The sequence below is a fragment of the Bacillus thuringiensis genome, assembly GCF_022095615.2.
GTDB lineage: Bacteria > Bacillota > Bacilli > Bacillales > Bacillaceae_G > Bacillus_A > Bacillus_A cereus_AG.
The window spans coordinates 4,655,035-4,667,568 of the sequence record NZ_CP155559.1 but is presented as its reverse complement, the minus strand read 5'-3'; the positions used below and the strand labels follow the sequence as shown (position 1 = coordinate 4,667,568).

Here is a 12,534-nt window from a genome sequence, read left to right as displayed (position 1 = left end):
GACGCCTTTTTGAAAGGGCGTCTTTCGTATTTTATAGAAATGGATTTACATGTACTGTGTAGAGGAAAAGTAATACAAAATATAGATAGTTTCATGTGAAACATTTTTATTATCAAATATACAAAATGTCGTTCGTTCAAGTAGTGAAGGTGTTACTTTAGAGATTTTGACGGATAATCCAACTTGGAAGTTTGTAAAGAAAGAACAAGATTATGACGTAGTAGAGTTTACTGGTTATGATTATATGGAGAAGAAAAACGTGCAAATTAAATTTGCTGTTTATTTTAGTGAAGACTATTTTGAATGGCAAGAAGTATATGAGAATAATAAGAAGTTAAGTGAAGATGAGCTAGAAGAGTATCAATTTTACATTGAAGAAAATGGTTTGGGGTTCTAGTCAGAAATCGTTCATTTTGAAAAGAAGAATCTTGTGAAGGTTCTTCTTTTTTATTGGAAACACCATACGAATTGAAAATTTGTAAAATACAATAAAAAATGAGAATTTGAGGTAGGCTTGTCAATAACGTGAGACTATGGCACTATAAAGAAATGCTATACAAATTTTATTTATCGAGATGTAAACATCAATTTTGATTTTTACGTATAAATAATGAACGGAGGAAATGAATTTATGGCTACTTTACCAAATTGTCCAAAATGTAATTCAGAATATACGTATGAGGATGGCGTTCTTTTCGTATGTCCAGAATGTGCCCATGAGTGGGGCCAAGAAGCAGAAGCTGAAAATAATGATGGTGCAAAAGTTGTAAAAGATGCGAACGGAAACGTTCTTCAAGACGGCGATGCTGTTACTGTCATTAAAGATTTAAAAGTAAAAGGAACTTCTTCAGTTGTGAAGATCGGTACGAAAGTAAAGAGTATCCGTCTAGTTGATGGCGATCACGATATTGATTGCAAAATCGACGGTTTCGGAGCAATGAAGTTAAAATCACAATTCGTTAAGAAGGCGTAAGTAAAAAGAGGAGGCGATTAGCCTCCTCTTTTTTATTGTCATTTTTTATCGGTAAGTCGATATAATTTTATTTCCCATGAACGGTGCATCATTTATCGCCCGCCATAGTCAATCTCTTTCAACTGACACCGCTTATTAAAGAATGTTTTATATCCAAGCTGTAAGAAGATAATGACAGCGAAAGCAGTACTTCCTGAAATACCAAGTATGATGGCGATTTGATATTGAATGGCTGTAAATGGTGATACACCAGATAAGATTTGACCAGTCATCATACCCGGTAGGCTTATAATCCCCATTCCGACCATAGAATTAATTGTCGGTAAAATAGCAGAGTCAAAAGCGTCGCGTATGAGTGGAGCAGTTGCTTCTTTCGGTGTTGCGCCGAGCATAAGTGCTCCTTCAATTTGACCTCTTTGTGATTTCATATTGTTTAAGAACGTATTTGCACCGAGAGAAACACCTGTCATCGCATTCCCAACTAACATTCCTGTAATCGGAACGATATATTGCGGCGCATACCAAGGGTTATGACCGATAATAACAAAGATAAATAATAGAAGTGGCCCAATTGATCCGGCAACCATGGAAAGGGCGGCTACTCGTTTTAAGTCTTTTGACATTGGGATGTTAACTCGTTTATAAATATTAAAAATTGCAAAGGTAGTAATAGAAGTAATAAGAGCAATTGTATAAAATGGATTACTATTTTCAAATACGTATGTAAGGACATATGCAACAAGCACGAGCTGAATCGTCATACGGAATGTTGCGAGCGCAATTTGTTTTTCACGCGGAATCCCTTTTAATTTTACAAGTCCAATTAATATAAGAATAAAAATATATGCAGCGGCAAGTTGCCAAATTTGGAGTTCAATAACGCCCTTCAACTGAGAGCACTTCCTTTCTAGTTGCACCGTTTGCTTTACTAATCTCAATAATATCGTCTGCAATTTCTTTTGGAAGCTGTTGTGAGTGTGTAATGAAGATAACTGTTTTTTTCTTTTCTCTTGCTAGTATAGTAAATTGTTTCATAACGCGGCGTTCTGTATCGCTATCTAGTGCCGAGGTTGGTTCATCTAATAAATAAACAGGTGAATCCATAAGTACGATACGTGCAAAAGCAAGTCGTTGTTTTTCCCCGCCTGATAATGAATCAGTGTTGTCTTCTAAATTTTTTTCTAAGCTAACAGTCGTTAATGCACTTCGCAAGGCATCATCATTTGGAAATGGTTTTTCAGAAAAACGAAGTCCCATTAATAGATTGTCTTTAATCGTTCCATCAAAAATAGGTGGCGTTTGCCCAAGCATGACTACGTCACGTCGTAACTGAATAGGGGGATAATCAGAAATTAGTTTTCCGTTATATTCAATTGTGCCGGATGTTGGAGATTGCAAATCATTTAACATGCGGAGCAATGTACTTTTTCCGCTCCCACTCTCACCGATAATACATGTGATTTTTTCTTTTTGAATCTGTAAATAAGGAATGTGTAGTATATCTTTATATGTAACGTCTTTTAATATAAACATAAATGGCTCCTTTCTGATTCTAGTTATCCGCTATTTGCGGGCAGTAAGCCCCCCACCTCAAAATTCAGCGAAAGCAAAGAAGTTAGGTGGGGAATCAACTGCCCGTAAAAGCCCGATTGGTGAAGGCTAATAATCAGTGGGGGATGAACAAAACCCCCACTGATTAAAGTTTCACTTTATATCGTATCAAAAAAGAGAAGATAACGGTTATAAAGAGCAACGTTTTTTCTTCGTCTTGAGTTCTATTAATAAGTTAAGTAAACGATCTAATTCTTGGCTGAAAGAAATCACTTTATCATGAGTGAATCCGTACTTTTCAACGAGATAGATCAATTCTTTCTTCTTCGCTTCTATTCGATCGTTTAGTTTCGTTAAGTTCATAAGTAAAATGGAATGCCTCCTGTAAAAGTATTTACAACGCAAAAAATAAGACCGAATGACTTCGGTCTTAAAGGAAATAATAAAACAACTTATAAATAGCATACACTGTTTATCAATAGTTTTTAATATAAAAATGAAAAATAATTCATCATCCATATTGAGAAAGATGTGTCTGATAATTATATTTTAACTCATAAAAGAGGCTGCCTACTTAGTAGACAGTCTGTAAAGTATTAACCTTTATGATATTTGTACATCCAAAGAAGACCGGATTTTAATAATCTCGGTACACGTCCCATTAATGGTTGGTTTGCTAGTAAACCAAATCCGTGTTTTTTACCGAGAGAACCGAGAACACCTTTTAATTTGATAACAGGTAGTTCATCAGGGAGTGCTTCATTATTCCAACGTTTTAATAATATTTGGACAATTTGTTCTCCTTGACCTTCAGCAAGTTGGGCAGATGGTGCGTGTGGAAGTGCTGCGCAATCTCCTACAACATACACGTGCTCGTTATTTGGAATATTGTGATATTTTGTTAAAACAACCCGTCCGCTACCATCTTGTTCAACTGGAAGGTTTCGAACAACTTCATTTGCTTGAATACCAGCTGTCCAGACGATTGCATCACATTCAAGTGGTTCATCGTGGTTGTACACAATGTTTGGTTCTACTTTTGTAATGTTAGAGTTTCGTATAATGTTAACTTTATGTTTTACGAACCATTCTTCTACGTATCTACTTAGTTTCTCTGGATATGGGAATAGAATTCTATCTTTTCGATCAAATAAGTAGATTTTTAAATCAGAACGGCTTTCGCGAAGTTCACTTGCAACTTCAACACCGCTTAAGCCAGCACCAACAACAGCAACTGTTGCATTCGGTTCTAGGCTATTTAATTGTTCATATGTCTTACGTGTTTGTTCAATTGATTGTAGACTGTGTGTATATTCCTTTGCTCCAGGAACGTTATGATATTTATCTTCACAGCCAAGTCCAATAATTAAATCATCATATTGGATTGCTTCGCCGCCATCAAGGTGAACAGCTTTTTCTTCGAGATCAATATTTGTTATTGTGCCGTATTGAATATTAAGGCGTGGGTGCTCAGGAAACGGTATGCGAATATGCGTTTCTGAAATAGTACCCGCAACTAATGCATAATATTCAGTTTTGAAACAATGGTATGGTACTTTGTCGATTAATGTCACTTGTACATCATCCGGAAGTTGGTTGCTTGGAAGTAGCCGTTGCAGAATTCTCATTCCACCGTAGCCGCCACCTAGTATTACGAGGTGTTTCATGATGGATTACCCCTTTTCTGTTGAAATATCCCCTAATCACACAATTTTATATTAATAAAATATTTCGACTTTACTCAATCAAATTATATCGAATTTGTGAACAAATAACAATGCATGAATGAATACTCTGTTGTACAATAAGAAGAAAAGTAAAGTAAACTGTTTTTCTTTTCTAGTTACTATTTCATTATGAATAGCATGTTATATAAAATAAGACCATCTACTTTGAAGTGAAATAGTGAAGCAACTAAATAGTTTAGAATGTATAACGAAAACAACAAGAGACAGCTTAGTTTTCTTCTTATATATAAAGTCAGAAGGTAATTTGTTTTGTAGTACAGGGGGGAGAATTTTGATTAAACCATTAATTGAATTTTGTGTAGGTAACCTTGCGAGTGGCTCACAAGCAGCTTTAGAGAAATTAGAAAAAGATCCGAATTTAGATGTAATGGAGTATGGTTGTTTAGGATATTGTGGCATTTGTTTTGAAGGGCCGTTTGCACTTGTAAATGGTGAAGTAGTACAAGGTGCTACAGTAGAAGAACTTGTCAATAATGTATATGAGTATTTGGATGAAAATCCAATGTTTTAAGGTGTTGCAATCAGCAGCACCTTTTTCTTTTTCTATTAGATAAAATCTTCTTTCGCGGGGGAGGATAATATTGTATATAAAGTGAAACTTTAATCATTTGGGGATTCATCCCCAAATGATTATTAGTTGAACCAATCGGGCTTTTACGGACAGTTGATCCCCACCTAATTTCTTTGCTTTCGTTGAATTTTGAAGTGGAGGTCTTACTGTCCGTTAATGCGGGATAAATAAAAAAAGACCCTTGTAGAAGGGCTTTTTTCTTACACGATTTGTGCAAGAATGGCTCATCGCCAAATGTTGTCAAATATGAGAAACGGGGGACATTCATATTGTGTTCTAAAAGCATGCATTTTATACTTAAAATAACAAACTATTTTTGGAGTGAGTACAAATGAGCCAATTTTCTTTTACAAAAATGCATGGTCTTGGCAATAGTTATATATATGTAAATATGTTTGAAGAACAAATTCCTGAAGAAGATTTAGCTCTTGTGGCGGAAAAGGTTTCAAATATTAATACTGGTATTGGAGCAGATGGAATGATTTTAATTTGTCCATCTGACGTAGCTCCAGTGAAAATGCGCATGTTTAATAATGATGGATCAGAAGGAAAGAGCTGCGGTAACGGTTTACGCTGCGTAGCGAAATATGCGTATGAGCATAAACTGGTAGAAGAAACAGTTTTCAAAATTGAAACGTTAGCTGGCATTGTAACGGCGGAAGTAACGGTAGAAGAAGGGAAAGTTACATTAGCGAAAATCGATATGGGAGCACCGCGTTTAACACATGCAGAAATCCCGATGCTTGGTGAAGGGGACACACCATTTATTCGTGAAAATTTCTTATACAATAATCATCGTTATGCATTTACAGCTGTTTCAATGGGGAATCCGCATGCGGTTATTTTTGTTGATGATGTAGAACAAGCACCCCTTACAACACTTGGTCCAGTCCTTGAGACACATGAAATGTTCCCAGAGCGAGTAAATGTTGAATTCATCGAGATTTTGAATGATGCAGAGATGAACTTCCGCGTTTGGGAACGTGGATCTGGTGTCACACAAGCTTGCGGAACAGGGGCGTGTGCTGCAGTTGTAGCCTCTATTTTAAATGGGAAAATGGAACGTGGTAAGGAAATTACAGTTCATTTAGCTGGCGGCGATTTAATGATTGCATGGACAGAAGAAGGCAATGTGTTAATGAAAGGACCAGCAGAAGTAATTTGCCGCGGAGTGTATGAGTACAAGATAGAAGCGTAAAGATGTATAATAGAATGAGAACAGAAAGGATGGTGTATTTCATGATTGAAGTAACAGAACAAGCAGCTTTTCAAATTAAAGATATGTTAAAAGATGCTGAAGATGGAGAGAAGTACGTGCGCCTTGCTGTACATGGCGGCGGATGTACTGGCCTTTCTTACGGCTTAGGATTTGAAGTAGAACCAAAAGAAGACGACACAGTTCTTGAGTTTTTCGGTGTTGAATTTGTTATCGATACAGAAAGTGCTCCAATTGTTAAAGGAGTACAAATTGATTATAAACAATCTATGCTTGGCGGCGGATTCACAATCGACAATCCAAATGCAATCGCATCATGCGGATGTGGATCATCTTTCCGTACAGCGACGAATGCTGGTAAGCCAGAAGAGTGCTAAGGTTTTAGCCAAAATAGAAAAAGACCTTTTTAGCGATGGAATAAAATCGTTAAGGAGGTCTTTTCTTTTTCCATAAAAGCCTAATTGGGGTTGATTAAAATTTCACTTTATCTTTGCATAGATGCAAGTATCAGTTAGTTGTTTGCCGTCAGCTGAAAAATCTTCATTACGTAATATCCCTTCAAGCTCAAAACCTAATTTTTCAGGAATCGCACGACTTTTCATGTTATTACGTTCACATCGTATTTCAATCCTTCTAAATTTGAATAACTGAAATCCAAGGTTTATTAACGCATTTACTACTTCTGTCATATATCCATTGCCACTAAATTGCGTGTTAATCCAGTATCCAATTTCACATTTAGAAACCTTCCAATTAATTCGGTGAAGGCTAGCCGTTCCAACAAGATCATTCGTCTCTTTATGGTAGATAAGATAGCGAAAGCTTTCTCTTTTCAAAAAATCTATATGCGCATTTCTCAGAAGAATTTCCGTTTCTTCAACAGTAGGAATGGACTGGAATAAAGACAGCCATTGCCTTAATTCATTAATTGAATCTTTAATAGCTTCATGTACTACATTCCCTTCACCTGCTTGAAGGGGGGCTCGAAGAATGAGTCTATCTGTTTCTATTTGTAACGGAACATCTAATAAAATAGAATTCATAGCATTTCTCCTCTCGAAAACTTTAAATTAGGACAGAATGAAACGTATGTAAAAAACTTTCGCTCAAAAGTTAGAGAACAATAAATATATATTCAATTCATCATTTAGAAATCCCTTTTCACATATAGAAAACGAAACTGCTAATTAGAAAGGAGTTAAATGATTCCTTTCTAATTAGTGGTTTTTCTTTTGTTTGACATTTTGTATACAAACGTATACACTTTGAACTATAAAATAAACGTATACATTTGTATACAAAGGGGGATTTGAAATGAGAGAAGATAAGTTTATGAAAGAAGGCCGTCACCGTGGTGAGCGTCATAGGGGGAGAGATGGATCTCATCATCGCGGGCCGAAAACATTTCGCCGCGGGAGAGCAATTGCCTTTTTAGAAATGATGAATTTAAAACGAGCTACAATTAAACAACAGTTAAGTGAGCCAGAATTCCAGTCTATTCAGCAAATTTTAATCGGGGAATTAAAGGCAATTGATCTGGTTATTAATGAATTTACACAACTATTTGAAATACATGAGAGTGAAACAGAAGAAGCGTCTACGTTAGATGAGAAGGTAAATCTAGAGCAAGGGACTGCATCTGATGAAACAAATTAATCGTTATATTGATTCTGTATTTTGTGGTCAAGATGTTCTTTTGGATGAAGTGATTGCTTCCATGAAAGAAAACGAAATGCCGCCGATATCGGTATCACCTTCTTCGGGTAAACTGTTAACGATGCTAGTTTCTATTTCTGGAGCGAAAGATATTTTAGAAATAGGTGCATTAGGTGGTTATAGCGGAATTTGTCTTGTGAAAGGTTTTGGAGAAGAAGGCACGTTAACTTCACTTGAACTAGAAGAGAAATATGCAAAGGTAGCGCACAGCAATCTACATAAAGCGGGATTTGGAAAACAAGTGTCGTATATGACTGGTGCTGCCTTACAAAGTCTTGAAAAATTAGCTGCAGGTAATAAGCGATTTGATTTCTTCTTTATCGATGCTGATAAGGAGAATTATGATAATTACTTAACGTACTGCATCCAGCTTGCTAAGCCAGGCGCATTAATTGTTACAGATAATGTTCTAGCTGGTGGTAGTGTAGTGGATGAAGGTGCGAAACAAAAACGTTATACAGAAGTTATGAAGAAATTTAATGAAGTAGTAGCAAATCATCCGAAGTTAGAATCTGTACTTATTCCAATTGGTGATGGGATGACAGTTTCTAGAGTGAAGAAATAATTATTATCTTACAAAAGTGTAATGTTCATGTCATGTTTTTGAATTTCTTCTTTAAGCTCTGGGCTTTAAGATAAGAATATAAGAAAAAACATATGAGGTGAAGGAAATGAAAAGATACATTGCACTGTTTAGTATTTTAGTTGTATTTGCAAGTTTGTTAGTTGGTTGTGATATTAACCGTATGGGTAAAGATGAGTACTACGTTCAAATTACAACTGATGGAATTGAGAAGAATGAAAAAGCTGATGGCGGTCAACCAATCAAATATTTTGAGTATAAGTTACCTGCATTTGATAAAGAAGGTAAAGAAAAAGAATTAGAATTTACAGCTGTGAAAAACCTTCGTAAAGAAGCATTCCTACGCGTATACCACTCAGATAAAAAAGGTGTATCAGCTTGGGAAGAAGTGAAGAAAGACGAGCTTCCAGCGAAAGTGAAAGAAAAATTAGGTGCAAAATAAGAAAGAAAAAGGAATTGACGAACAGGGTCAATTCCTTTTTATATTCTCAAAATTCTCTTCTGAAATGACTGTAAATCCATGTCTTTTGAATAAAGCAGTTGTCACTCCGAAACCAGTTTGTTTATTCCCGTTAAATTCTCCAGTGTAAATTGTAGAACTACCACAAGATGGACTACGTTCTTTCAAAATAATATATTCTGGGTGTAAATTTTTAATTTGTTCTAGAGCTTTATATGCACCGCTCACGAAAGCTTCTGTAACATCTTCACCGTCTTTTGTCATTACTTTTGCTTTTCCATCCAAAACGTCATCGCCATTCCCACCAATAATTTCAGCTGAGGGACGAGGCGTTGGCAATCCTCCTAATACTTCAGGACAAATGAGGACTGTGTCTTCTTTTTGCAGAAGCTCCTCTATTTTTGAAACGAGATTGTCATTGCCGTCATACCGACAAGCGATACCACCTAAACAAGCGCTAATTACGATCATATTTTCATCTCCAATAAAAAATATTCAATGTCACGCCAATTTCTCTTCCTGCCTCTTACTTATATATGAGGTGATAAAAATGGGAAGCTTATATAATTTAATGAAACCATATAGTGAATTTCGAAGTAAAGAAGAGTTTAATACATATCAAAAACAAGTTTTGAAGTACTATCGATTTCAATTAAATAAAACTGATTCTATCATTATTCATTTTTTAGGAAAGTATGCGGTGAATGAGAAACAGAAAACAGTAGGAGTTGCTTGTCCGTTAATGGAGACGATTGCGACGAATGTTGGAAAAAGTATTCGTACAGTACGCCGCTCAATTGCAAAGTTAGAGGAACTAGGAATTATAAAGCGTGTTGCGACAAAAGAAAGGCATAAGCGCGGCGGGTATAGTGCGAACTTATATGTATTTCTTGCATCCGCAATTGACCGCATGGATGACCGTATGAAAATGTCCGCATGTGAAAATGAGGATTCTGCAGCTGGCTGTAGTGGAAATGAGCAAAAATGTGAGGGGGAAACAGTTCTTTTTAAAAACATTCCACAAATAAAAGAGAAAAGAAAAGGAACGTACGAGCTTGATGAAACGTATTGTCGCCATGATATACCGAAGCCTTTTATATACGCACTTGTGCCGATGACGAGTAATCCGAAGAAGATTAATATATTTTGGAGTAAGGTGGAACTTGCGTATAAAAAGAGCGGGTTACTAGAGCAAGGTGTTTTACTGGAGCAAATATTAGCTGATGAAGAAGTGTATGGAAACCTCATTTGGCGAGTGAAGAGTGTTGTGAGAGCGTATAAATACGGGGAAATCCGTAAAAATGTTAGGGCTCTTTTATATAGTACAGTGCGGGATCTATTTTTAGAGGTTGGATTAGAATGGGGAGCAGCTGTGAGAAGAAGTAAGGGGATACCGTTATTTGATCCATTTAAAAAAGAGCCATGCGTATAATACATGACTCCAAGTAGCTAATCGAACTTTCTTACAACTGGAACACGAATCGCTACAAATAGTACGAAGACGATAACGGCGATTGCACCGCTTTTCATAACGGTTACGATTGGAATTCCTATTGCAAGCGCGATTGATGTGAATGCATAAGAAAGCGGAATGAATCCCATTGATGATAGCATAAGTAAACTCATTACGCGTCCCATCATTTCTTCTTTTACTGTCGATTGAATCATCGCCATAAGCGGAACGATAGCCATTGCAATTGTAATACCATAAAACATGCCAGCTAATAATGCTTGCCAAAGCATGGTACTAAAGTTGATGGATAAGAAGAATACACCAGACAGTAGCATCATGATAATGCAAAATAGACCGCGTCTACGATTAATATTTTTTAAACCGACAATGACAGCGCCTATTGCCATTCCGCCTCCTACAGATGCTTCTAGGTAACTGAACTGGAGCGAGTCACCGTGCAGAACATTTTTAACGAAAAGCGGGAAACCGACTTGCATCGGACCAATTAAAAATAAATTTAGAAAGGCGCTACAAAGAAGGAAAGTGGAAAGGAATGGTGATTCCTTTACGTATAAAATTCCTTCTTTAATAGAAGTGAACATGCCTTTGTCTGTATTTTGCTGTTCTGGCACTGTAAATTGTATTTTTTGAACGAGTATGGCTGCGACGATCAGTAATAAAATCGTGATCGAAAAGATCGTTTCATAGTTCGTAAATTTGATAAGAATTCCGCCAAGTACAGGGCCTAAGATGACCGATGCTTGATTTGTCATTTGTGTAAGTGAATTTGCTTGTGTTAAACGGCTTTTTTCTACAAGTTCAGGCAAGATAGAACCATCAGCGGACCAGAAAAAAGCATCAGCAAGCCCAAAGAATAAAGCGAATAAAGCAAATGTATATAGTGTTACATCACCTACGATGAACCATGTAAGGATGGTTGCGACAAGAATAGCACGAATAATATTAGAATAAAACATAATGTTTTTTTTCGGGAATTTATCAGCTACAGCACCACCGATAATCATAAAAATAAGCCTTGGAACACTAAGAGCTACGAAAACAACACCGAGTGAAGCCTCAAGGTTTAATGTTTTTGCTATGTACCACGTTTGTGAAAAAGTAAAAAAGGCTAAAGCAAAACTTGAAAAGAGTGTAGCTGCCCAAAGAAAAAGGAAATTCGTATTTTTTAATAACGGCTTTCCGCTTCCCTCTAAAGCAGATTTATTTTGTTGTAGTTCCTCCATATTGCTTCCTTTCTATGTGACAAATTTAAACTGAAAAACCTGTTAACAATCACTTTATACAGTTTCTAATATTTCTATACTGCACTTTCTCATTGTAGACAATAATAATGAATTTGCACAGTGGCTATTTAACGACAAAAAAGAAGATACCAAATGGTATCTTCTTTTTTGTCGTTCAGGCTAATGCGATATAAATATCCAATTGTACGTTGGTTGGATCTGCTGCTTTTTCATCATAAAGCTCAAAGTCTGTTGTAAAAGCACGTTTATTTTCTTTCGACCATTTCCAAATATATTCCCAAGCTTCGCAAACGACTTCAGCAACTGGTCCCTTTCTCGTTGTAAATACCGCATACGTAGCGGCAGGTATTGTTAAAGTTGTCATATTTTCAGGAACGTCCTCTAATGAAGAAACGGGCATACCGATCGTAAATTGATATGTACCAGTTTCATCTGATTCGTAGTTTGAGTAGAAAGCAAATGTTTCTTTCGTTTGTTGATTTGGGATTTGATGCATGATTTGTTCTTGGAAGTAGCGGTTCCAAAGCCCGGGGATTTTGCCTTCAGTAGATGCCTCTGTTTCATTTGTCGTCGTAAGCGAAACACCGATTGCTTGGAAAGCTTCTTTTTTTACGATAATAGGTTCGTTTATCATGAAAAATTCCTCCTTTAAATAAGAACGTTTGTTCCTGTTTAATATAACATATTTTTACATGTAACGGTTATTATTTTTTGAAAATTTTAATCATAAACAACAAACTGAAATGACTAAAAATGGCAGATTTTCTATTGTATGTATGAATAGATTTAGGGATATGTTAAGCTTTTTATGTATCCTTAAACTGTTATATAGGCCTATACCATAAGGTGTTTTATAGGTTTATATAAGTACCCGATATATATGCTATTTTTGATAAATTAAAATAGTAATATTCTATGAGGTTTATATTGTTGAAATAGGAATTTCAATGATGCATCTTCGTAGGGCGGGTTGTTGCGAGTGGGTATATTGCTATGTT

The 12,534-nt window shown here is 36.1% G+C and carries 16 protein-coding genes and 1 pseudogene; 9 read left to right on the top strand and 8 right to left on the bottom strand.

Annotation, left to right across the window (positions count from 1 at the left end; all coding sequences use genetic code 11):
- Nucleotides 1-115: 115 nt before the first annotated feature.
- Together KZZ19_RS24255 and phnA are read left to right on the top strand one after the other, a co-directional pair.
- Nucleotides 116-397 (top strand): annotated as a pseudogene (locus tag KZZ19_RS24255) (DUF2628 domain-containing protein); the annotation flags it as partial.
- Between the two features lie 234 nt (nucleotides 398-631).
- Nucleotides 632-973 (top strand): alkylphosphonate utilization operon protein PhnA, encoded by a 342-nt coding sequence (phnA, locus tag KZZ19_RS24250; protein WP_000212737.1) that lies wholly within the window; start codon nucleotides 632-634, stop codon nucleotides 971-973.
- Between the two features lie 92 nt (nucleotides 974-1,065).
- Here the strand turns inward: phnA and KZZ19_RS24245 are convergent, their stop codons facing one another.
- From KZZ19_RS24245 to KZZ19_RS24230, 4 genes are all read right to left on the bottom strand, one after another.
- Nucleotides 1,066-1,863 (bottom strand): ABC transporter permease, encoded by a 798-nt coding sequence (locus KZZ19_RS24245; protein ID WP_237982088.1) that lies wholly within the window; start codon nucleotides 1,861-1,863, stop codon nucleotides 1,066-1,068.
- On the bottom strand, nucleotides 1,847-2,506 hold the full coding sequence (locus tag KZZ19_RS24240) for an ABC transporter ATP-binding protein (protein WP_237982089.1): 660 nt from the start codon (nucleotides 2,504-2,506) through the stop codon (nucleotides 1,847-1,849). The genes KZZ19_RS24245 and KZZ19_RS24240 overlap by 17 nt, the downstream gene beginning before the upstream one ends.
- A gap of 207 nt (nucleotides 2,507-2,713) precedes the next feature.
- Nucleotides 2,714-2,887: an aspartyl-phosphate phosphatase Spo0E family protein gene (locus KZZ19_RS24235; RefSeq protein WP_001054620.1), complete on the bottom strand. Its 174-nt coding sequence runs from the start codon at nucleotides 2,885-2,887 to the stop codon at nucleotides 2,714-2,716.
- 233 nt (nucleotides 2,888-3,120) lie between these two features.
- Complete coding sequence (locus KZZ19_RS24230) at nucleotides 3,121-4,191, bottom strand: NAD(P)/FAD-dependent oxidoreductase (RefSeq protein ID WP_088098243.1); 1,071 nt, start codon at nucleotides 4,189-4,191, stop codon at nucleotides 3,121-3,123.
- 352 nt (nucleotides 4,192-4,543) lie between these two features.
- Here KZZ19_RS24230 and KZZ19_RS24225 point away from each other — a divergent pair, with 352 nt between their 5' ends.
- The 3 genes from KZZ19_RS24225 (at nucleotide 4,544) to KZZ19_RS24215 (ending at nucleotide 6,436) form a co-directional block, all read left to right on the top strand.
- Nucleotides 4,544-4,783 (top strand): YuzB family protein, encoded by a 240-nt coding sequence (locus tag KZZ19_RS24225; protein ID WP_000595026.1) that lies wholly within the window; start codon nucleotides 4,544-4,546, stop codon nucleotides 4,781-4,783.
- Between the two features lie 391 nt (nucleotides 4,784-5,174).
- Complete coding sequence (gene dapF / locus KZZ19_RS24220) at nucleotides 5,175-6,041, top strand: diaminopimelate epimerase (RefSeq protein ID WP_098343499.1); 867 nt, start codon at nucleotides 5,175-5,177, stop codon at nucleotides 6,039-6,041.
- 41 nt (nucleotides 6,042-6,082) lie between these two features.
- Nucleotides 6,083-6,436, top strand: coding sequence for a HesB/IscA family protein (locus KZZ19_RS24215; protein ID WP_098343500.1), 354 nt, complete (start codon nucleotides 6,083-6,085; stop codon nucleotides 6,434-6,436).
- A gap of 102 nt (nucleotides 6,437-6,538) precedes the next feature.
- On the opposite strand, the gene KZZ19_RS24210 is transcribed toward KZZ19_RS24215, so the two are convergent.
- Nucleotides 6,539-7,102, bottom strand: coding sequence for a GNAT family N-acetyltransferase (locus tag KZZ19_RS24210; protein ID WP_237982090.1), 564 nt, complete (start codon nucleotides 7,100-7,102; stop codon nucleotides 6,539-6,541).
- 271 nt (nucleotides 7,103-7,373) lie between these two features.
- Between KZZ19_RS24210 and KZZ19_RS24205 the strand changes: the two genes are divergently transcribed.
- The 3 genes from KZZ19_RS24205 to KZZ19_RS24195 all read left to right on the top strand — a co-directional run bounded on the left by KZZ19_RS24205 (nucleotide 7,374) and on the right by KZZ19_RS24195 (nucleotide 8,800).
- Nucleotides 7,374-7,715: a hypothetical protein gene (locus KZZ19_RS24205; RefSeq protein ID WP_088098239.1), complete on the top strand. Its 342-nt coding sequence runs from the start codon at nucleotides 7,374-7,376 to the stop codon at nucleotides 7,713-7,715.
- Nucleotides 7,702-8,340: an O-methyltransferase gene (locus tag KZZ19_RS24200; protein ID WP_237982091.1), complete on the top strand. Its 639-nt coding sequence runs from the start codon at nucleotides 7,702-7,704 to the stop codon at nucleotides 8,338-8,340. Before KZZ19_RS24205 ends, KZZ19_RS24200 begins: the two co-directional genes overlap by 14 nt.
- Before the next feature lie 106 nt (nucleotides 8,341-8,446).
- On the top strand, nucleotides 8,447-8,800 hold the full coding sequence (locus KZZ19_RS24195) for a YxeA family protein (protein ID WP_237982092.1): 354 nt from the start codon (nucleotides 8,447-8,449) through the stop codon (nucleotides 8,798-8,800).
- Nucleotides 8,801-8,827: 27 nt separating this feature from the next.
- On the opposite strand, the gene KZZ19_RS24190 is transcribed toward KZZ19_RS24195, so the two are convergent.
- On the bottom strand, nucleotides 8,828-9,289 hold the full coding sequence (locus tag KZZ19_RS24190) for a DUF523 domain-containing protein (protein ID WP_237982093.1): 462 nt from the start codon (nucleotides 9,287-9,289) through the stop codon (nucleotides 8,828-8,830).
- Nucleotides 9,290-9,368: 79 nt separating this feature from the next.
- Here KZZ19_RS24190 and KZZ19_RS24185 point away from each other — a divergent pair, with 79 nt between their 5' ends.
- A complete protein-coding gene (locus KZZ19_RS24185) occupies nucleotides 9,369-10,250 on the top strand; it encodes a helix-turn-helix domain-containing protein (RefSeq protein ID WP_237982094.1) in 882 nt (293 codons plus the stop codon).
- Between the two features lie 17 nt (nucleotides 10,251-10,267).
- Here KZZ19_RS24185 and KZZ19_RS24180 read toward each other — a convergent pair whose 3' ends face one another.
- Complete coding sequence (locus KZZ19_RS24180; RefSeq protein ID WP_237982095.1) at nucleotides 10,268-11,515, bottom strand: MFS transporter; 1,248 nt, start codon at nucleotides 11,513-11,515, stop codon at nucleotides 10,268-10,270.
- Between the two features lie 175 nt (nucleotides 11,516-11,690).
- Entirely contained in the window at nucleotides 11,691-12,170 is a 480-nt protein-coding gene (locus KZZ19_RS24175; RefSeq protein WP_237982096.1) for a GyrI-like domain-containing protein, read from the bottom strand.
- Nucleotides 12,171-12,534: the final 364 nt, after the last annotated feature.

What these genes read in the sequence shown, in the direction of transcription:
- KZZ19_RS24230 (WP_088098243.1), bottom strand. Translation starts at nt 4,191, where the DNA reads ATGAAACACCTCGTAATACTAGGTGGCGGCTACGGTGGAATGAGAATT.
- KZZ19_RS24190 (WP_237982093.1), bottom strand. Translation starts at nt 9,289, where the DNA reads ATGATCGTAATTAGCGCTTGTTTAGGTGGTATCGCTTGTCGGTATGAC.
- dapF (WP_098343499.1), top strand. Translation starts at nt 5,175, where the DNA reads ATGAGCCAATTTTCTTTTACAAAAATGCATGGTCTTGGCAATAGTTAT.
- KZZ19_RS24200 (WP_237982091.1), top strand. Translation starts at nt 7,702, where the DNA reads ATGAAACAAATTAATCGTTATATTGATTCTGTATTTTGTGGTCAAGAT.
- KZZ19_RS24235 (WP_001054620.1), bottom strand. Translation starts at nt 2,887, where the DNA reads ATGAACTTAACGAAACTAAACGATCGAATAGAAGCGAAGAAGAAAGAA.
- KZZ19_RS24240 (WP_237982089.1), bottom strand. Translation starts at nt 2,506, where the DNA reads ATGTTTATATTAAAAGACGTTACATATAAAGATATACTACACATTCCT.
- KZZ19_RS24180 (WP_237982095.1), bottom strand. Translation starts at nt 11,515, where the DNA reads ATGGAGGAACTACAACAAAATAAATCTGCTTTAGAGGGAAGCGGAAAG.
- KZZ19_RS24195 (WP_237982092.1), top strand. Translation starts at nt 8,447, where the DNA reads ATGAAAAGATACATTGCACTGTTTAGTATTTTAGTTGTATTTGCAAGT.
- phnA (WP_000212737.1), top strand. Translation starts at nt 632, where the DNA reads ATGGCTACTTTACCAAATTGTCCAAAATGTAATTCAGAATATACGTAT.
- KZZ19_RS24185 (WP_237982094.1), top strand. Translation starts at nt 9,369, where the DNA reads ATGGGAAGCTTATATAATTTAATGAAACCATATAGTGAATTTCGAAGT.
- KZZ19_RS24175 (WP_237982096.1), bottom strand. Translation starts at nt 12,170, where the DNA reads ATGATAAACGAACCTATTATCGTAAAAAAAGAAGCTTTCCAAGCAATC.
- KZZ19_RS24210 (WP_237982090.1), bottom strand. Translation starts at nt 7,102, where the DNA reads ATGAATTCTATTTTATTAGATGTTCCGTTACAAATAGAAACAGATAGA.
- KZZ19_RS24205 (WP_088098239.1), top strand. Translation starts at nt 7,374, where the DNA reads ATGAGAGAAGATAAGTTTATGAAAGAAGGCCGTCACCGTGGTGAGCGT.
- KZZ19_RS24215 (WP_098343500.1), top strand. Translation starts at nt 6,083, where the DNA reads ATGATTGAAGTAACAGAACAAGCAGCTTTTCAAATTAAAGATATGTTA.